At 53.5% G+C, this 19,792-nt stretch carries 19 protein-coding genes; 6 read left to right on the forward strand and 13 right to left on the reverse strand.

Features of this window, described 5'->3' with window-relative positions; genetic code table 11:
* Window positions 1-196: 196 nt before the first annotated feature.
* A complete protein-coding gene (locus L379_RS12890; RefSeq protein ID WP_017384578.1) occupies window positions 197-424 on the reverse strand; it encodes a hypothetical protein in 228 nt (75 codons plus the stop codon).
* A 150-nt stretch (window positions 425-574) separates the two neighbouring features.
* On the opposite strand from L379_RS12890, the gene L379_RS26200 reads away from it, so the two are divergent.
* Window positions 575-739, forward strand: a complete 165-nt coding sequence (locus L379_RS26200) for a YnfU family zinc-binding protein (RefSeq protein WP_213083756.1) — start codon at window positions 575-577, stop codon at window positions 737-739.
* Window positions 740-900: 161 nt separating this feature from the next.
* On the opposite strand, the gene L379_RS12885 is transcribed toward L379_RS26200, so the two are convergent.
* The 3 genes from L379_RS12885 to rstA all read right to left on the reverse strand — a co-directional run bounded on the left by L379_RS12885 (window position 901) and on the right by rstA (window position 3,033).
* On the reverse strand, window positions 901-1,119 hold the full coding sequence (locus L379_RS12885; RefSeq protein ID WP_017384577.1) for a cold shock domain-containing protein: 219 nt from the start codon (window positions 1,117-1,119) through the stop codon (window positions 901-903).
* A gap of 387 nt (window positions 1,120-1,506) precedes the next feature.
* Entirely contained in the window at window positions 1,507-1,926 is a 420-nt protein-coding gene (iraM, locus tag L379_RS12880) for an anti-adapter protein IraM (protein WP_015570651.1), read from the reverse strand.
* A gap of 390 nt (window positions 1,927-2,316) precedes the next feature.
* Window positions 2,317-3,033, reverse strand: a complete 717-nt coding sequence (rstA, locus tag L379_RS12875; protein ID WP_015570649.1) for a two-component system response regulator RstA — start codon at window positions 3,031-3,033, stop codon at window positions 2,317-2,319.
* A gap of 127 nt (window positions 3,034-3,160) precedes the next feature.
* Here rstA and L379_RS12870 point away from each other — a divergent pair, with 127 nt between their 5' ends.
* Window positions 3,161-3,496 carry a GlpM family protein gene (locus L379_RS12870; RefSeq protein WP_017384576.1) on the forward strand — a complete coding sequence of 112 codons (336 nt, stop codon included), beginning with the start codon at window positions 3,161-3,163 and terminating at the stop codon, window positions 3,494-3,496.
* Here the strand turns inward: L379_RS12870 and folM are convergent.
* The 3 genes from folM to ydgH form a co-directional block, all read right to left on the reverse strand.
* The gene (gene folM, locus L379_RS12865) at window positions 3,493-4,215 is read right to left on the reverse strand and encodes a dihydromonapterin reductase (RefSeq protein WP_003857550.1); all 723 of its coding nucleotides are present in this window, start codon (window positions 4,213-4,215) and stop codon (window positions 3,493-3,495) included. The two genes, L379_RS12870 and folM, sit on opposite strands and share 4 nt — an antisense overlap.
* Before the next feature lie 39 nt (window positions 4,216-4,254).
* Window positions 4,255-5,637 carry an amino acid permease gene (locus L379_RS12860; protein ID WP_003857548.1) on the reverse strand — a complete coding sequence of 461 codons (1,383 nt, stop codon included), beginning with the start codon at window positions 5,635-5,637 and terminating at the stop codon, window positions 4,255-4,257.
* A gap of 185 nt (window positions 5,638-5,822) precedes the next feature.
* Window positions 5,823-6,767: a DUF1471 family protein YdgH gene (gene ydgH, locus L379_RS12855; protein ID WP_000769339.1), complete on the reverse strand. Its 945-nt coding sequence runs from the start codon at window positions 6,765-6,767 to the stop codon at window positions 5,823-5,825.
* A gap of 535 nt (window positions 6,768-7,302) precedes the next feature.
* On the opposite strand from ydgH, the gene pntA reads away from it, so the two are divergent.
* From pntA to L379_RS12840, 3 genes are all read left to right on the forward strand, one after another.
* Window positions 7,303-8,832 carry a Re/Si-specific NAD(P)(+) transhydrogenase subunit alpha gene (pntA, locus tag L379_RS12850; protein ID WP_032648158.1) on the forward strand — a complete coding sequence of 510 codons (1,530 nt, stop codon included), beginning with the start codon at window positions 7,303-7,305 and terminating at the stop codon, window positions 8,830-8,832.
* 10 nt (window positions 8,833-8,842) lie between these two features.
* Complete coding sequence (gene pntB, locus L379_RS12845; RefSeq protein WP_032653374.1) at window positions 8,843-10,231, forward strand: Re/Si-specific NAD(P)(+) transhydrogenase subunit beta; 1,389 nt, start codon at window positions 8,843-8,845, stop codon at window positions 10,229-10,231.
* Window positions 10,232-10,338: 107 nt separating this feature from the next.
* Window positions 10,339-11,448 (forward strand): mechanosensitive ion channel family protein, encoded by a 1,110-nt coding sequence (locus L379_RS12840; RefSeq protein ID WP_017694101.1) that lies wholly within the window; start codon window positions 10,339-10,341, stop codon window positions 11,446-11,448.
* Between the two features lie 40 nt (window positions 11,449-11,488).
* Here L379_RS12840 and uspE read toward each other — a convergent pair whose 3' ends face one another.
* The 6 genes from uspE to L379_RS12810 form a co-directional block, all read right to left on the reverse strand.
* On the reverse strand, window positions 11,489-12,439 hold the full coding sequence (gene uspE / locus L379_RS12835; RefSeq protein ID WP_006808916.1) for a universal stress protein UspE: 951 nt from the start codon (window positions 12,437-12,439) through the stop codon (window positions 11,489-11,491).
* Between the two features lie 137 nt (window positions 12,440-12,576).
* A complete protein-coding gene (gene fnr, locus L379_RS12830) occupies window positions 12,577-13,329 on the reverse strand; it encodes a fumarate/nitrate reduction transcriptional regulator Fnr (protein ID WP_000611906.1) in 753 nt (250 codons plus the stop codon).
* A gap of 183 nt (window positions 13,330-13,512) precedes the next feature.
* Window positions 13,513-14,028, reverse strand: coding sequence for a methylated-DNA--[protein]-cysteine S-methyltransferase (gene ogt, locus L379_RS12825; RefSeq protein ID WP_032653376.1), 516 nt, complete (start codon window positions 14,026-14,028; stop codon window positions 13,513-13,515).
* A 9-nt stretch (window positions 14,029-14,037) separates the two neighbouring features.
* Window positions 14,038-15,564, reverse strand: coding sequence for a p-aminobenzoyl-glutamate transporter (gene abgT / locus L379_RS12820; protein ID WP_032104209.1), 1,527 nt, complete (start codon window positions 15,562-15,564; stop codon window positions 14,038-14,040).
* Between the two features lie 44 nt (window positions 15,565-15,608).
* Entirely contained in the window at window positions 15,609-17,054 is a 1,446-nt protein-coding gene (locus L379_RS12815; protein WP_032653378.1) for a M20 family metallopeptidase, read from the reverse strand.
* Entirely contained in the window at window positions 17,054-18,364 is a 1,311-nt protein-coding gene (locus L379_RS12810; protein WP_032653380.1) for a M20 family metallo-hydrolase, read from the reverse strand. Before L379_RS12810 ends, L379_RS12815 begins: the two co-directional genes overlap by 1 nt.
* Before the next feature lie 175 nt (window positions 18,365-18,539).
* On the opposite strand from L379_RS12810, the gene L379_RS12805 reads away from it, so the two are divergent.
* A complete protein-coding gene (locus tag L379_RS12805) occupies window positions 18,540-19,445 on the forward strand; it encodes a LysR family transcriptional regulator (protein ID WP_003857524.1) in 906 nt (301 codons plus the stop codon).
* The last annotated feature ends 347 nt before the right edge of the window (window positions 19,446-19,792 follow it).

Genomic DNA, 19,792 nt, shown 5'->3' on the forward strand with positions numbered 1-19,792 from the left:
AGAAGGTTGATGATACACTTTCTTCGGAAACAGAGGGAGCAAAGTGAGCAGCACGATTATGCGGAATAGTTAAATTTAAAGGGCAATGTCGTAAAAAAGCCTGCATTTTGCAGGCATTAATAATGATGGATTGTAATTTTTCTCATTCTGAGTGAAATAAATGCTGTGTTGTTAACCGGACTAGTGACAGAAAATATTATAAATATTGTTTGGCAGCATCAGATATTTCCTGAGAGGTAAGTTCCCTGTCTGAAGCAACATAGATAGAATTATGATCTCCCGTCAACGACGGAAAGCTTGCAGTCATGATCTGAAGATTAATTTCTTCACCATCCGGATATGTCTGGCGTACAGACGTTATGCCCTTAAGCACGATAATGACTTTGCTGGGGTTGGCATTAAAAAAAATGATCACCTTTTTCATATATCACTCTATATCTCTTTGTGATTGTGTAAGGTAAGAATGTTCCAGAAGCGTGGCTCCTTTCCATTTTTGCTCTCTTTGGGAAATAAAAGCAAGCAATATCCTGCCTTAACGTGTATGGTGGCAATCCTTTTCATTCAGGAGCAGCCTATGTCGGGACGTAAAAACTCGCAACTTCGTCGCAATTATTTAGTCAAATGTTCATGTCCAAACTGCGCTAAAGAGTCAGAGCACAGTTTCACTCGCATACAAAAGGGGGCCCAGCTTGTCTGTCCCTACTGTAGCGCTTTGTTTAAATCCTCTCAGCGTCTCTGAAGAAATACTCATACAAGAAGTGGAAGAGACGATGTTTTTCGCGGCCGCCTGACCTCAATAACACTTTACTGATTTACAAGCAGTTAGCATCGGATTGTAGACTGCTTGTGCAGTCCACGAGCCAGAAGCAACATCATCGTCAACGCGGCTGTGTGCTGATATTATTTATCGCAAAGCGTTACATTCGCAGCAGCAGGGCCTTTATCGCCGCTTACGATGATAAATTCGACTTTCTGACCTTCAAAAAGTGTTTTGAAGTTCTCTCCCTGAAGGGCAGAGAAATGCACGAAAACATCTTTGCTGCCATCTACAGGGGAGATAAAACCAAAGCCTTTATCTTCCTTAAACCACTTAACCAGACCTAAAATTTTTGATGACATAAAGACTCCATTTGAACATTTCCGAAGTGATATAAAAGCTAATAAACATATAATGCTAAGGTGTGGACTCAAAAGGAGGGGATATCAGCGATAGCGCCTGGTTATGAGAATTGTCATGCAACTTGTCCAACTATTATTGGATCGGACTAACGAGACCATTAATGCACGGGCAGGGTTAATTAGCAATTTTTATTTTAGCCTTCCGGATGGCTTGCTTAAAATTGCACAATAAAAATTAATTTGATACAAGAAGCCAGAGTTGCCAGGCGTGACTACAGCCCAAATGTCCCCACAGGAGCATTTGGGCTGTAGTCACGGAGATTTATCCGGACAAAGGCGGTGCAGCAGAAATATTAATTATCTTGATCTCAATATTTCCGATTTTCGCTAATGTCTGGATTTACCTGTGCTGACAATCAGTGGGTTGGTGGCAAACCCATGCGGGCATTTCCGCGCGTTGCAATGCACCGCGTAAGTGCATATCTCCTCGTGCTGGTTTCGATTGTATGGGCAGGCCATCTTGTTTTTAATTTCACTCCACAACATTTCGTTGTAAGGTGATATGTTGTATATCGATATAGGCTTGAAAACACCATTTATGAAGACGCCATTTTTTGTCGGATATATCCTGTCACCGGGGTACAAATAGACATCGCTTTCATACCAAATGATGAGTTTCAAGAACTTGAGTCCCAAGATGCTTGAATAAACGATTCCCGTGTTAGGACAAATTACCGAGCTAATGACTCTCCATGACATTGCTATACCTCTTTCATTAAATAATTGAGAGAGTATAAGGTTTAGCATGAGAATTAGATTTCTGCAAACACGTAAGCTATTGAAAAAGATCGATATTATTTATATGTTCGCCATTATCCCCTTTGTTTTCATAAGGATAAGATAATGATTAAGTCAATTGTAAAGATCATTTTTAGCCTAATGTGCATTTAAGTGACGGATTTTTGATCGATGATGGTGCCTGCTCTGCTGAATATATATTGTACTATAGCAATCAAATACATTAGCGCTACTTTTGTTTACGCGAAAAATGCACATCGAAATAGAACTGGAGAGAGGAATCAGACCAGGGGATATGTCATAACTGACGATGCATATAATCGATAACTTTCGACGAACATCGATAACAATTCCGATGCATCGTCAGTTATTTTTCGAATATTCCTGTTTGCTCCTTTTTCAGGTTTCCCAGGCGTGCGGTGCAAACAGATAGCCCTTGTTGCGTACGGTTTTGATGCGGTAAGGTTCCGTGGCGTTATCCAACAGTTTTTTACGCAGTCGTGAAATCGCCACATCAACGCTACGATCCATTCCGTCGTAACTTACGCCGCGCAGATTTTTCAGTAATGCATCCCGGTCCATAATTTGTCCGGCATGGGTTGCCAGCTCCCACAGCAGGTCAAAATCTGCGGTTGAGAGCGCAATCAGCTCCCCGGAAAGCATAACCTGTCGGTTGACCGGGTCGATAGAAAGTGTGCCGAAACGCATCGCTTTATGCGGCGTTAAGGAGGGCGCAGGCGCTTCACGCTCAGCGCTGGCACGCTGACGCAGATGGAGGCGTAAACGGGCTAGCAGAACCGCCGGCGGCGTGGTTTTCAGGATGTAGTCGTTTGCGCCCATCTCAAGCGACAGAATATGATTCATATCGCTGTCGAGAGAGGTCAGCAGCACGATCGGGCCGTCCCATTTCGCGCGCAGATCCCGGCAGAGCGTCATACCATCTTTCCCGGGCAGCATGATGTCCAGCAACACCAGATCCGGATTTTCGCGGTTGACGACGTCTTCAGCGCGATCGCCACGAGGCTCGACAACCACTTCCATATCATGTTTACCCAGATAAGCGGCGATTAATTGCCCCACCTCGGGTTCATCTTCAACATAAACAATCTTATTCATACAACGTCTGTCATCGCGAAAAACGTCAACATACACCGCGCAACCTTAACCTTCCATTAATCTTTCAAAATTAGCCGGAGTTCCGTTATCCTGCACGGGAATGTTATTTGATTGTTAAGGGAAAAGAATGGGGCTGGTGATAAAAGCCGCGCTAGGTGCGCTGGTCGTGCTGCTGATTGGGGTGCTGGCTAAAACGAAGAACTACTACATTGCCGGGCTGATCCCGCTGTTTCCCACCTTTGCGTTAATCGCGCACTATATTGTGGCCTCTGAGCGGGGTATTGAGGCACTGCGCGCCACCATTGTGTTCGGGATGTGGTCGATCATCCCATATTTTATCTACCTGCTGTCGCTGTGGTACTTCACCGGTTTTATGCGTCTGCCCCTGGCGCTGGGCGGGGCGGTGGTCTGCTGGAGCCTCAGCGCCTGGGTGCTCATCTTCTTCTGGAGCCGCTTTCACTAGCGCAGCGGGCGGCCACCGTCCACGGCAAACGTTCGGCCCGTGACGTAACAGCTGGTCAGCAGATAATCGATCAGGTCGATCACCTCTTTCTCGCCGGGCGCAATTTTCATTAACGACTTGTTGAGCGCCTGCTGACGATACTCGGCATCATCGCCTTCGTTAAATAAAATCATCGCCGGAGCAATCGCGTTGACCTTTACCTCGGGCGCCAGCTTGCGTGCGAAAGAGCGGGTCATATTATCCAGCGCGGCTTTGCTGGCCGCATAGGCGATGTGTTTGTCGCTTCCTCGCTCCACCACGTAATCGGTGAAATGGATAATGTCTCCTGCGGCATGGCCGTGTCCGCGCAGTAAATCCTGTAGGGCATGGTTGAGCAGATAAGGCGCATTAACGTGGATCTGCATCATGCAGGCGAGCGTTTCGCTGAGTGAATGTCCTGCTTTTTCGGGAAGCCAGGTACTGGCGTTGTGAATAACCGCCCGCAGTCCGTGGGTGGTCGACTTCACTTTGTCCGCGAAGGCGAGAATACCTTCATCTGTGGAGAAATCCGCCTGAATGCAGACTGCTCCGGCATTTCGTAGCCCTTCAATGGAGGGATATTCCGTGCGGTAACTGACGATAACCGGATGGCGAAGATTGAGAAAGTGATGGGCGAGGGCGAGGCCAATGCGACGGCCTGCGCCAGTGATCAATATTGGGCGTTGCTGCGTGTGTCCCATCGTAATCTCCTTTTCAGTTCAACAATGGGACAGGCGGCGCTATCCCATTAACATCCACGTTGCCGGTACGGCAGCGACTAACAGCAAACCTATCAATGCCATTTCGCGGCGCTTAAGGGCATTATCAAGCTGATGTGTACGGCGAGCGTAGATAAACACCAGCAGGCCCGGCGCGTAGAGCACCACGGACAGCAGCAGATGCATCGGTCCGGAAGCATACAACAACCATAGACCGTAAATACAGGCGCCGACGCCTACCGCATAGTGTGCCGGGCGGGTCGCAATTTTTAACAGATATGCGCCCACTAAGAAATAGGGTACCAGAATCATCTCGGAGGCGATGGTCAGCAGCGTGTTATAGTCCGATCCTGTGAGCCAGATCAGCACCAGACAGACCTGCACGCTGATGTTGGTGAGCCACAGAGAGGCCGATGGCGCACTGTTTTTGTTCTGACGGGCAAACAGGCGCGGGAACGCTTTGTGCGTGGCGGCCAGGAACGGGACTTCCGCTGCCATAATGGTCCAGCTCAGATAGGCGCCGCAAACGGAAACAATCAGACCCGCCGCGATAATCACGTCCCCCCAGGGACCCAACATTTTCACCATCAGCCCGGCCATGGACGGGTTACGCATTTCCGCAAGTTCAGGGCGAGCTACCACGCCGAGCGACAGCAGCGTCACCAGCAGATAAACGCCCAGCGCCGCCAGTACGGCCAGCAGCGTGGCGCGTCCCACATCGCGCTTGTTACGCGCGCGGGCAGAGACCACGACGGCACCTTCAACGCCGATGAACACCCACAGGGTGATCAGCATGGTATTTTTCACCTGTTCCCAGACGGGGACGCCCAGCGCAATGCCGCTGAAATCGAGCGTAAAGACATCGAGACGGAAGGCGAGGAAGGCCAGCACGACGAACAGGCCAAGCGGCACCAGCTTGGCCAGCGTCGCCACCAGGTTAATGCTGGCTGCGGTCTGGACGCCACGCAAAATCAGCCAGTGAACTATCCACAGCAGCACCGAGGCGCCGACGATGGACTGCCAGGTATTGCCGTCGCCAAACAGGCGCAGTTCGGGCGTGTCGGTAAAGAAGCTGAGCGCCGAGAAGACGATAACCAGATAGGAGACGTTGGCGATCACCGCGCACAGCCAGTAACCCCAGGCGGAGCAGAAGCCGATCAGCTCGCCGAAACCTTCCCGGGCGTAAGTGAATATTCCGCCGTCCAGATCCGGTCGGATACGGGTCAGCAGCAGCATGGCGAACGCCAGCAGCAAAATCCCGACACCGGTAATGCCCCAGCCAATCAGTAATGCGGCCGGGCTGGCGACGGCCGCCATGTTCTGCGGCAAACTGAATACGCCCGCGCCCAGCATTGAGCTCAATACAAGTGCAGTTAAAGCACTCAGGCCAAGTTTCTTTTCCATTGGCTTCCTGTTATGAAAAGTCCAAATCCAGAATAATTATTTCGCTAAGGCGCATAAAAATGGTGGATCACGCTAAGGCGCGGGATTTTACGGAGTGTGAAGGATGCATGCAATGACGTGTGGCAGAAATCAGAAAAAAAGTAACAAAAAAGGCGGCACTGCGCCGCCTTTATGAAACCGTTTTGTTACTTGTACAGATCGGCGCTGATGGTCAGGTTGTTACCACGTTCCTGCCACTGGCGGGTGATGTGGTAATACTTCGCGCCTTTCTTCGCAGCACGCTTCGCCACCTGATAGGAGATTTCCGTCATGTTGCCATAGTTGCCCGTAAACTTGATGCTGTCGAACGGAACCATCTGCGCGGCAGTGGCTTTGTTCAGCTCTTCAATTTTCGTGCCGTCTGGTAACGTAACGGTATAACGTCCGCCTTTGGTGGATTGGGTTTCAAAGAAACGACCCACTTCAGCGCTTGGTGCCGCCGAGGTTGCAACGCCCGGAATTTCCACTTTCTTCGCTTCTTCACCGCCTTTCGCTAACGCGGCACGTCCCGCATCTGAATCCGCTGGAATGGCATCCGGGCTTTGTACTACGCGTTTTTTCGCATCTTGCTTATAGATGAAGGCGGTGATGCGCTGGTTTCCGCCCTGGTTGGCATCAACCTGACGCACGATATAGAACGCGTAAGCGCCTTTTTCTCTCGCGGCTTTGGTGATGGCATCGTTAACTTCAGGCTGGCTGCGGTAGAAGCCCTGAACGGTCACGGTGTCATACGGTTCCAGCTGAACAGCCTGATCTTTCGGCAGTTCAACAATGCCGTTAATCACGCGATTTTTCTGTTCGTCTGCTTTTGGGGCATTCTCTTTGTACAGCGCAATCGTTACGCGCTGGTTGCCGCTGTTGCCCTGATCGGACTGGTCAACAACGTAAAACGAGGCAGCGCCGTTTTTATCGGCGGCTTTTGATGCGGCGGCGACGGCATCGCCAATAGAGTTATAGCGACCCACAATGACCGTATGGTCAAAAGGTTTTAACGCTGCCGCTTGCTCCGGCGTCAACTCTGTCGCGGCATTCGCAGACAGGGCGGTCGCGGAAAGAAGTGCGGACGCCAGGAGTGTGTTCTTAAGCTTCATAAAAATAATCCTTCGCCTTGCGCAAACCATGTACTGGTGTTGTTGTTAATTTGAGACGGTCCCGATTATGGCATTTAACACCCGTCGCTGTCTGCGGCATTTTTCACAGCCTGTGCTCACCAAAGGACCTGATTCGATAACATTTTGTGATATGTGGAAAAAACAGGCGTTTCACAAGCAAAACTGATTAAGCATATGACTTTTACAAGTTAATTTAATGTTAATGAGTTGTTCTTTTATGGCGCTATATCATGTTTTTACCGCTTCGCTTGCGCGATTTATCGGTCCTGAAGGCGAATTTAAGGTAAATATCTCTGTCAGTGACCCCGATCGCTTATTTTTCACAGATAAAGTAAGAAATAGTGTTTTCTGGCGGTAGATCACGGGCGCTATTTTCAGTAGGTTATAGAAAGTTTGTTACTGTTTTATTTTCCGGGGTTAATCATTCTCCGTCGATATCTCGATGGTGAAAATTGATACAAACCGTGGGCAATTATCGACAAACCATCATCAAAAACCGATGGAAGGGAAAACTATGCGTATTGGGGTACCAAAAGAACGGTTAGCCAATGAAACCCGCGTAGCGGCAACACCAAAAACGGTGGAGCAACTGCTTAAACTGGGTTTTACCGTCGCGATTGAAAGCGGCGCGGGCAAACTGGCGAGTTTCGATGACGAGGCCTTTACTCAGGCTGGCGCGGAAGTAGTGGACGGTGCTGAGGTCTGGCAATCACCCATCATTCTGAAGGTCAACGCACCGGAAGAGAGTGAAATTGAACTGCTGAACGCGGGCACGACGCTTGTGAGCTTTGTCTGGCCAGCCCAAAACCCGGAGCTGATGGAGAAGCTGGCAGCACGCGGTGTCACCGTGATGGCGATGGACTCCGTGCCGCGTATATCGCGCGCGCAGTCTCTGGATGCGCTGAGCTCCATGGCGAACATTGCCGGCTATCGCGCCATTGTCGAAGCTGCGCATGAGTTTGGTCGCTTCTTTACCGGTCAGATTACGGCGGCAGGTAAAGTACCACCCGCGAAGGTGATGGTGATTGGTGCCGGTGTGGCAGGACTTGCCGCTATCGGGGCCGCAAACAGCCTGGGCGCTATTGTTCGCGCGTTTGATACCCGGCCGGAAGTGAAGGAGCAGGTGCAGAGTATGGGCGCCGAATTCCTTGAGCTGGACTTCAAGGAAGAAGCGGGCAGCGGTGATGGTTACGCGAAGGTCATGTCTGAAGCCTTTATTAAGGCGGAAATGGCGCTCTTTGCGGCGCAGGCAAAAGAGGTGGACATCATTGTCACCACCGCGCTTATTCCGGGTAAACCGGCGCCGAAGCTGATCACCCGTGAGATGGTGGATTCCATGCAGCCGGGCAGCGTTATTGTCGATCTGGCGGCGCAAAACGGCGGTAACTGTGAGTATACCGTGCCAAACCAGGTCACGACGACCGCGAACGGCGTGAAGGTGATCGGTTATACCGACCTGCCAGGGCGTCTGCCAACCCAGTCCTCTCAGCTGTACGGCACGAACCTCGTTAACCTGCTGAAGCTGCTCTGCAAAGAGAAAGACGGCAACATTACCGTTGATTTTGATGATGTGGTGGTGCGTGGCGTTACCGTGGTGCGTGAAGGGGAAATCACCTGGCCTGCACCGCCGATTCAGGTTTCCGCTCAACCTCAGGCTGCGCCGAAAGCGGCGCCAGAGCCCGCGGAGCCAGCAAAACCTGCGTCGCCGTGGCGCAAATACGCCATCATGGCGCTGGTTATTATCCTGTTTGGCTGGCTGGCGGATGTCGCGCCAAAAGAGTTCCTTGGCCACTTCACCGTCTTCGCGCTCTCCTGCGTGGTGGGTTACTACGTCGTGTGGAACGTTTCTCATGCGCTGCATACCCCGCTGATGTCGGTCACCAATGCCATCTCCGGGATTATCGTGGTCGGGGCATTGCTGCAAATTGGTCATGGCGGCTGGATCAGCTTCCTGAGCTTCATTGCGGTGCTGATCGCCAGTATCAATATTTTCGGTGGTTTCACCGTGACTCAGCGCATGCTGAAAATGTTTCGTAAAGGCTAAGGGGTAGCATATGTCTGGAGGATTAGTTACAGCCGCATACATTGTTGCTGCAATCCTGTTTATTTTCAGTCTGGCGGGGCTTTCCAAACACGAAACGTCTCAGCAGGGAAATAACTTTGGTATCGCCGGGATGGTGATTGCGCTGATTGCCACCATCTTTGGGCCGGACACCGGCAACGTGGCGTGGATCCTGGTGGCGATGATCATCGGCGGCGCGATTGGTATTCGTCTGGCGAAACGCGTTGAAATGACCGAGATGCCGGAGCTGGTTGCCATTCTGCACAGCTTCGTGGGTCTGGCGGCGGTGCTGGTGGGCTTCAACAGCTACCTGTACCACGAACCGGGCCTGGAGCCGATTCTGGTGAACATCCACCTGACCGAAGTGTTCCTCGGCATCTTCATCGGTGCGGTGACCTTCACCGGGTCGATTGTGGCGTTCGGCAAGCTGCGCGGGAAGATCTCTTCCAAACCGCTGATGCTGCCTAACCGCCACAAGCTGAACCTGGCGGCGCTGGTCGTTTCCTTTGTGCTGCTGGTGGTCTTCGTGCGTACCGAAAGCGTAGGCTTGCAGGTGCTGGCGTTACTGGTGATGACCATCATCGCGCTGGCCTTCGGCTGGCATCTGGTGGCGTCTATCGGCGGAGCAGATATGCCGGTGGTGGTTTCCATGCTGAACTCCTACTCCGGTTGGGCGGCGGCGGCGGCAGGCTTTATGCTGAGCAACGACCTGCTGATTGTCACCGGTGCGCTGGTCGGTTCTTCCGGTGCGATCCTGTCTTACATCATGTGTAAGGCGATGAACCGTTCGTTTATCAGCGTCATCGCGGGTGGCTTCGGTTCTGACGGCTCATCAACCGGTTCTGATGAGGAAGTGGGTGAACACCGTGAAATCAGCGCGGAAGACACCGCAGAGATGCTGAAAAACTCGCATTCCGTCATCATCACCCCAGGCTATGGCATGGCGGTGGCGCAGGCGCAGTATCCGGTGGCGGAAATCACCGAGAAACTCCGCGCGCGCGGCATCAAGGTTCGCTTTGGTATTCACCCGGTGGCGGGGCGTCTGCCAGGCCACATGAACGTGCTGCTGGCGGAAGCGAAGGTGCCTTACGACATTGTGCTGGAAATGGACGAGATCAACGATGATTTCGCCGACACCGACACCGTGTTGGTGATTGGCGCCAACGACACCGTTAACCCGGCGGCGCAGGACGACCCGCGTAGTCCGATTGCGGGTATGCCTGTTCTCGAAGTGTGGAAGGCGCAGAACGTCATTGTCTTCAAACGCTCTATGAACACCGGCTATGCTGGCGTGCAGAACCCGCTGTTCTTTAAAGATAACACCCACATGCTGTTTGGCGACGCCAAGGCCAGCGTGGATGCGATCCTGAAAGCGCTGTAATTGCGCTTCATCCTGACAAACCGCCCCCTGGGGCGGTTTTCTTATTTCTGCGGCCAGCTTTTCTCCTCTGTCTATACTTTACCCTTTGTGTAATACGAGGAGGTGTAATGCGATTTTTGTCCCGCTTCGACATCATCGAGCTGATGATGACGCCATCTTTCTGGATCGGCGTCGCCACGGTGGTTTTTGTGACTCTGCTGGTGTACTGGCTGCTGACGCGTCTGATCGCCTTCGTTAAGAAAGGGATCACTACCTGGGGCGACAAGCACCCCACCACCAACCGGATGCGTTTTATCCTGACGGATATGCTTAACCGCACCAGCCGCTTCCTGCTTTTTGTCGTGGCGCTGTTATTCAGCCTGCGTTTCGTCGACTTACCGGATCATCTCTTTGGTACCGTGAGCCACGCCTGGTTCCTGGTTTTCGCTATCCAGGTGGCGCTGTGGATGGATCAGGGGGTGGTGTCGTGGCTTCGTCACGTCATGCTGGCGCCGGGAAGCCATAAAAACCCGGTGACGCTGGTGATCACGGGGCTTATCCTCCGTGCCATAGTCTGGTCAGTGATGCTGCTGTCTATTCTTGCTAACGCGGGCGTCAACATCACTGCTCTGGTTGCCAGCCTTGGGGTAGGGGGTATTGCAATCGCCCTCGCGGTGCAAACGATCCTGAGCGACGTGTTTGCATCGCTTTCCATCGGTTTTGATAAGCCGTTCGAAATTGGCGATTTTGTGGTGTTTAACGATGTCGCCGGGACGGTAGAGCACATTGGCCTGAAAACCACCCGTATCCGCAGCCTGAGCGGGGAGCAGATTGTCTGCGGGAACGCCATTCTGCTGCAACAGACGCTGCATAACTACAAACGGATGCAAACGCGCCGGATCGTCTTTACCTTCGGGGTTGCCAGCGACACGGCGCCGGACAAACTGCGTTCAGTGGGTGATATGGTCAAACAGATCATTACCGACGTCGGGGAAACGAAGTTTGACCGCGCCCATTTCCTGGGCTTCGATCGCGATCGCCTGACCTTCGAGGTGGTCCATATCGTTAATACGGCGGACTACAACAAGTACATGGATATTCAGCAGGAGATCAATATCCGTATTCTGGAGGGGCTGAACCAGCAGGAGATCAAGCTGGCGCTGCCGAGCATGGTTCTGCACGCGCCCTGGATGAATGCCGGCGACGAGGCACCGACGCAGCGGTTGAGCGAAGCGTAATAAAAAAGCCCGCCGTTACCGGCGGGCTTTCATTTTGGGGTCAATCGTCTTCCTCATCGTCCAGTTCAACCGGCGTTTGATACTGATCCGGTTTGATGACCAGAAGGTCGCAGCGCAGGTGGTCAATCACCTGCTCGGCGGTATTTCCCAGGAACGCGGCAGAGATACCGGTCCGGCCAATGGTGCCCAGCACCACAATCCCGGCCTGCAAATGCTCCGCCAGATCCGGAATAACCTCTTCCGGTAACCCTTTTTCTACGTGCGTCATATTCTCATCGATACTGAATTTCTGGCGCAGCGCTTTCATGGCCAGCAGATGCTGACCGCGAATCGCGTCGTTATACACGCTCGGGTCAAATTCAGGCAACTCGATGGCGATATTGATTGGCGTAACCGGATAGGCACCCACCAGATGGACTTCGGTGTGGTTAACCTGGTCGGCAAGCTGGATGGTTTCCTTCACCAGCTTCTCGTTCAGCGAATTGTGATAATCCTCTTCGCTGGCCAGATTCACCGCCACGACGGCTTTCCCGCCCTCAGGCCATGGCTGATCTTTCACCATCCATACCGGGCAAGGGCATTTGCGCAGCAGGTGCCAGTCGGTTGGAGTGAAAATCACGGATTCCAGTTTGTCATGCTGGTGCGCCATTTTCAGCAGCAGGTCATGCCCACCGGCCACCACTTCCTGAATAATGGCTTCGAAAGGTCGGTTGTGCCAGACCACTTTAATATCAATCGGTACGCCCGCTTCCAGGTAATATTTCGCCTGCTCGCGGATCCACGCGGTACGCTGGCTGATCACTCCCTGACGCATAGCGGTGCGCTCGTCAGGCGACAGAAGGGTGGTCATCTCGTATGAGAAGTCATAAATCGGCAAAAAGGCTTTAATTTTGCCACCAATCCGTTGATGTAAATACACAGCACGTCGTAATGCCGGCTGATCGTCCTGGTTAGGATCGATAGCCACCAGCATGTTTTGATACTTTGCCATACAGGTCTCCTTACTACTGTCACCACAGTCTGTAAGTAAAAGAGTAACCTATATATCTTGAATGAAACAGGGGGGAAGTTTTTGCCAGATCAATAATCATGAAAATTTATCGACCTGGCATAAGATATCCGGGAGAGTTATGCCACGTTACGTGAGTGACCCGCCAGAATGGCCAGCGCTTCACCGTTTTCGATGGTGATGTACTTACCTTTAACCGCCAGCATTCCGCTCTTCTGGAAGCGACCCAGCAGACGGCTGATGGTTTCCACGGTCAGGCCCAGATAGTTACCAATATCACCGCGCGTCATGGTCAGACGGAATTCACGCGGGGAGAAGCCACGCTCCGCGAAACGGCGGGAGAGGTTATAGATAAAGGCGGCCAGACGCTCTTCGGCATTCTTTTTGGAAAGCAGCAGGATCATATCCTGATCGCCTTTAATCTCACCGCTCATCAGACGCATCATCTGCTGACGCAGGTTCGGCATCTTACCGGACAGATCGTCCAGCGTCTCAAACGGAATTTCGCAGACCATAGAGGTTTCCAGCGCCTGAGCAAAGCTCGGGTGATGGCCACTGCCGATGGCGTCAAAGCCGACTAAATCGCCTGCCAGATGGAAGCCGGTGATCTGCTCGTCGCCCTGTTCGGTAATGGTGTAGCTTTTGATGGTGCCAGAACGGATAGCATAGAGCGATTTCAGTTCGTCTCCCGCCTTAAACAGCGTCTGCCCTTTCTGAATAGGCTTTTTGCGCTCGATGATATTGTCAAGCTGATCGAGTTCGTGCTCATTCAGAGTAAACGGGATACAGAGCTGGCTGATGCTGCAATCCTGGCAATGGATAGCACAACCGCCAGACTGAATGCGTCGTATAATTCGCTTTTCCGGGATCATAGGTTTGCTCAAGCCTTAATTGATATTGGTCAATTTTAACATCTTTTTGGTAAGGACGTAAGTCTGGCAAACCCCCAATAAAGACAAGAGACGGCAGCGTGTTGCCATCTCCTTGAAATTCCACAGAATGATTAAGGATTATGAACCTAACAGGAAGAAAATTAAGCACAAAAAGCCTGGGAATTACAGCAGAAAATACCCTTCGTGACGCAGCAGCCACTCTTTGCGCTGTACGCCCCCGGCATAGCCGGTGAGGGTGCCGTTGCGCCCGATCACGCGATGGCAAGGCACCACAATGCTGACGGGGTTAGAGCCATTTGCCGCACCGACCGCGCGCGCCGCGCCGGCACGGCCAAGCTGTTCTGCCAACTGACCGTAGTGCATCACCTGCCCGCAGGGAATATTACGCAGCGCCTGCCACACCTCGCGCTGGAAAGGGGTACCCGCCGTGGCGGTTGGCAGGGTATTAATAATGCTGAGATCGCCCTCGAAGTAGGCCGTCAGTTTATCGCTCAGCCCGCCAGGATTACGGGCAGTAATACGCTCGTAACCCTCGGCGCGATAATGGATGTTGAGCAGCTCAACCATCCGGTCGCTGTGCTCTTCCCATTCAACCGTGCGCAGATTGAACGCTTCATCCGCGATAACCCACAGCGGCCCCAGCGGCGTCGCAATCTTATCTTCGAGTAATCTCAGCATCAGTACTCCTTAGTTCAGCCTCGGGTAAACACCCGGTCCAATCGGCAGGCCGACAAGATACCACGCCACCAGCATCACCAGCCATACCCCTAAGAAGATAAGCGGATAGGGCAGAACCAGCGAATAATAGGTACCCAGCTTAGCCTCCGGTCTGTAGCGTTGCAGGAAGCCTAAAAACAGCGGAACGAAGGGTGACACGGGCGCCAGCGGGATCACCGAGGAATCGGCGACACGGAACAGGATCTGGGCGAACGCAGGATGGAAGCCGAGCATCATAAACATGGGGACAAAGATGGGCGCCAGAATCGACCAGATGGCCGACCCGCTGGCAATAAACATGCACAGCAGGGACGACAGCAGCGCCAGGCCGACAAACGCCGGAACACCGCTCAACCCCGCCGCCTCCAGCGCGTCCGTCAGGCTCACGGCCATAAACTTGCCCATATTGCTCCAGTTAAACATGGCCACAAACTGCGCCAGCGGGAACACCATCACGATAAAACCCGCCATCTCCTTCATCGGCTCGATCATCAGGTGCGGCAGATCTCCCTGACGGCGGATTTTGCCGGTGGCGATGCCGAACGCGAGCGAAACGACGAAGAAGAAGAGAATTATCAGCGGCACAATGCCCTGAATAAACGGCGAGGGCAGTACGGTGTGTTTGATCGGATCGCGCAGCACGCCATTTTCCGGCACCACCATCAGCGCCACCACCGCAATGAACGCCAGCGAGACGATCCCGGCTACGCGCAGGCCGAACTGCTGCTCTTTGCTCAGCGTCTCCAGCTTTTCATCGCTCCGGCCTTCCCATTTACCCAGGCGCGGCTCAATGATCTTATCGGTAATCAGCCCCCCGACAATCGTCAGGACAATCACCGAACTGGCCATAAAGTACCAGTTGTCGATCACGCTGACGTGCATAGTCGCATCGATGGTGCTGGCTGCCTCCGTACTGATGCCGGAGAGCAGCACATCGGTGGTCACGATAAGCAGGTTAGCGGTAAACCCACAGCCGACGCCCGCAATCGCCGACAGCAGACCCGCAACAGGATGACGGCCAACGGCGAGGAAAATCAGCGCCCCCATCGGCGGCATGATCACCAGCGCCGCGTCGGACGAGATATGGCTGAAGAAGGCAATAAACAGCACCATATAGCTGGCATAACGCGCGCTGACGTGCGAGGCCATTTTCACCATCAGCGCGGGCAGCAGACCCACGCGTTCGGCCAGTCCCGCGCCTAACACCAGCGCCAGGATGGCGCCCAGCGGCGCAAAACCGCTGAAGTTTTTAATCACGTTCGGCAAAAACCAGTGCAACCCTTCAACGCTGAGCAGGTTTTTCACTGCTACCATACTGCCGTCGGCCGGGCTGCGCACGCTCACCTCAAAGGCGGACAGCACGGCCGTCGCGACCATCAGGATGACAATTAAATAGATAAAAAGCAGGAAAGGGTGCGGCACTTTATTGCCGATCCTTTCAACCCAGCCATAGAGCTTACCGGATGGGGAATGCGAAGGTATGGAAGACATACTCATGGGCGTTCCTCGGGACTGTTGTTGTGTTGTTGTGTTGTGTTTTTTTATTTTAAAGGTGACGGTGTCACGCCCTGCGGGATCGGACACTCGTACGGTTTTTCTGTTATGTGTTGTTCGAACTCTTCCCGGCATTTTCGCAACAGGTCGGCATCCTGAAGCAGATGCAGCGCGGTCGCGCCCATCACTTTTCCGGCCAGCAACATGCCCTTATGGGCAATTGAGGTACGCCCCTGCGCCACTAATTGCCAGGTATGCAGTGGGGTGCCGACGGTAAAACAGGGGCTAAAGCACTGTGCAACAGGCATCTTCCAGCTGACATCCCCCACATCGGTGGAGCCTGCCAGCACGTTATCGGTGATGGCGTAAGGGGCAACTTCATCCACCAGCAGCGTCTCCTGATGGCGTCGGGCAAACGCTTTTCCCTCTTCGCCCCCCGTTGCGGCAATGTTTTTCAGGCTGTTTTGCAGGTCGTTTGCCGTGAGCGTGGCGCGGATTTCACGGGCAAATTCGCGTTCCTCTTCCGTCCAGGCCGGCGTGCCATAATGCTGCAATGCGCGGTACATCGCCGCTTCGAGCGTACGGTTCGGCAGATAGCTGGAGCAGGCTTTATCAAAGCGGCACTCGACGGTGGTTTCGGTCATCATCGCCGCACCCTGGGCGATTTTCTCGATGCGCGCGTAGATCTGCTGCGCATCGGCCATCTCCGGGGCGCGGATCAGGTACAGCACCTCGGCCTGGGCCTGTACCACGTTGGGCGAAATCCCGCCGGTATCGGTGATGGCGTAATGAACGCGCGCTTTTTCAATGATGTGTTCGTTGAGGAAATTTGTACCGGTGGTCATCAGCGTCACGGCATCCAGCGCGCTGCGCCCCAGATGTGGGGAGTTTGCGGCATGAGCGGCGATCCCCTTAAACCGCCAGGCGGCCTGAATATTGGCCAGCGTGCTGACGTTAAACATCCCGGCAAAGGCCTCCGGGTGCCATGTCACGGCAGCGTCCACGTCGTCAAACAGACCTTCACGCACCATAAAGGTTTTACCGGAGCCGCCTTCCTCGCCGGGGCAGCCGTAAAATCGCACCGTTCCGCTGCCGCCGTGCTGCTCCAGCCAGCTTTTCACCGCCACCGCCCCGGCGAAGGCAGCAGTGCCTAACAGGTTATGCCCGCAGCCGTGGCCGTTCGCCCCCGGGGTGGCGGATTGCGCCGTCGCGCAGTGCGCCTGCTGGCTTAGCCCGGCCAGGGCATCGTATTCGCCCAGAAGGGCGATAACGGGCTTGCCGCTGCCGTAGCTGGCAATAAAGGCGTTGGGAATGCCTCCGGCTTCCCGCGTCAGGGTAAAGCCCTCGGCTTCCAGCGCGCTGGCGAGCCGTTCGGCGGACCAGAACTCTTCGAAGCGCGTTTCGGGATGATCCCAGATGTCGTCGGCAATATCGGTAAACGTCTGACATCGCGTGTCGATGGCATCAGCGATAAAAGCGTAGTTCTCCTGCATTACACACCTCGCGTCCACGGGAAATTAAGCGCAGTTCGCGCCAGCGTTTCGATGGCAACGTTCATCACCTGCTCATCAAAATCGAATTTTTCGTTATGATGTCCGGCGCTCAGCTCGGTGCCGAAGACCATATACGACGCCATGCCGCCGTTCTGCTGAACGCGGGCCATCATCAGCGTGGCATCTTCGGAGCCCGCAGGCGCTGTCACCTTATCAATTGCATGCTCAATTCCGGAAACCTGGCTCGCCTGTTCGCGCAGATAAGCAACCCAGGCCGGCGTCGGCGCGCTGAAGGTGGCGGCACCCATCAGGCGTATTTCGGCGCTTACGCCGTAGAGCGCCGCCGCGCCGGTAATTACCGCCTGTGCGCGCTCAAAGACATACTGATTAATAGCCTCGCTTTCGCCGCGGGTTTCAACCTTAAGCAACGCATCAGCCGGAACCACGTTGCGTCCGCTGCCCGCCTGCATGACCCCGACGTTAACCCGGGACGCGCCTTCGCTGTGTGGTGCGATGCCATGCAGCGCGATGGCGGCCTGGGCAGCCGCGAGCAGGGCGTTACGGCCCTCTTCTGGTTTACCGCCAGCGTGTGCGGCGACCCCGGTAAAGCGCACGTCAAATTTGGTGGTCGCCATGAAGTTATCGCTGCCGCAGATCACCGTCCCTTCCGGAACGCCGGTCCCGATATGAATGGCGGTAAAGTAGTCCACGCCGTCCAGCGCGCCTGCGGCGACCATAGCCCGCGCGCCGCGCGTACCCTCTTCGGCAGGCTGGAAGATCAGTTTGATGATGCCGTTGAGCTGCGCCTCATGCTGCTTAAGCACCTGCGCGAGCCCCAGACCAATGGTGGTATGCCCGTCGTGGCCACAGGCGTGCATCATGCCCGGGTTGCAGGAGGCAAAACCGTCGCGGAAGGGGCGATGACTTTCGTCAAGCGCTTCGCTTAAATCAAGTGCATCCATGTCTACCCGAAACGCCAGCGTTGGGCCCGGACGTCCGGTATTCAGGGTCGCCACAATGCCGGTAAATCCGCCCTCAAACGGCGCCAGCCATTTCTCCGGCGCACCCTGCGCCCGGGAGCGGGCAAACTCTCGTGAAAGGGTGGCGTCATCGGGCAGTCCCATACGGCTTTCGGCATCGACCACGTCGTGGCCCATCGCCAGTTCGTAGCCCAGCGAGTCGAGGATCTCCGCGACTTTCGCAGCTGTTCGAAACTCTACCCAGCCGGATTCCGCAAAATGGTGGAAATCGCGACGCCATGCGCTCAGTTGTGGAGCTAATGTCTGAATGTACTGCGCCAGTGCGTTCATATCTTTTCCTGTCATCATTAAAATATGTGAACTGCTTCACGCTGTGATAGTTTTTACTTATCACTAATCGTTTTTTCACAGTTTTAACCGTTCAGGAATTACCCTCGCACATCCGTTTCCATTAAAGTAGATGACAGTTTCTTTACTCTGATAAACAACGGTTATCGGTCTCGTTATGTCATTTCAGATTAAATTTCATCAAATCAGGGCGTTTGTCGAAGTGGCGCGTCAGGGCAGCATTCGCGGCGCCAGCCGGACGCTTAATCTTTCGCAGCCCGCGCTGACCAAATCCATTAAAGAGCTGGAGGAGGGTATGGCGGCCCAGCTATTTGTGCGCCGGAGTAAAGGCGTCGCGCTGACCGAGTGCGGGGAAGGGTTTTATCACCGCGCTAATTTGATTCTGGAAGAGCTGCGTGCAGCGCAGGATGACATCCGCCAGCGACAGGGCGAGCTTGCCGGGCAGATCAATATTGGGATGGGAGCCAGCATTTCACGCAGCCTGATGCCGGCCGTCATTACGCGTTTTCATGCGCAGCATCCTCAGGTCAACGTCCGGATTATGGAAGGCCAGCTGGTGTCGATGATTAATGAATTACGTCAGGGTGAGCTGGACTTTACCATCAATACCTATTATCAGGGGCCGTACGATCACGAATTTACGTTTGAAAAGCTGTTCGAAAAGCCTTTTGCTGTATTTTGTCGGGCAGGGCATCCGGCGACAGGGGCGACCTCAATTAATGAGCTTTTGCAATATAACTGGACGATGCCTACGCCCCGGGGAAGTTATTATAAGCAGTTGCAGGATACTTTTAACCATCGCTCTCAAATACCGCGAATTGGCGTTGTCTGTGAGACCTTTTCCTCCTGTATTAGCCTCGTCGCACAAAGCGATTTCATCAGCATTTTACCGCAGGAGCTGGGCTGCGATCCGCTTCTGGCGCACCGTCTGATAATGCTGCCGGTTGTCGAAACCCTGCCTAAAGCAGCATATTATTTAATTCAGCGTCGTGATTCTCGCCAGACACCGCTTGCCGAATCATTAATCACGCAGTTTCGAAGGGAAGCCAGGAAATTAATTTAATCAAAATAACAACAATAAAAAAATAGAGTCTGCCCGACATCAGACAGACTCCACAGTACACACAGTCGTGCGTCCTTTCGCGGATCCTACATGCATTATCCATTGGGCAGGTTTATTAAGTTATAACAGCTTTTTCTTAAAAGAGAAGGACGTTGAGTGATTGATTTCACGATTTTTTAACGTAAATTATTTAATTAATTACGGCTGAAATTTAAGTTAAGGTTAGATTAAATTTATTGCGTCTGCGATTATCTGTTCCTTAAGCCATTATTTGAACCCGTGCCTGGATGATTGAGACCCGCAACGGGCGCAGGTATAGTACATCACTCAGATGTAGCCGGAGGATT

This window comes from Enterobacter sp. MGH 33 (assembly GCF_000534535.1).
GTDB classification, from domain to species: domain Bacteria; phylum Pseudomonadota; class Gammaproteobacteria; order Enterobacterales; family Enterobacteriaceae; genus Enterobacter; species Enterobacter hormaechei_C.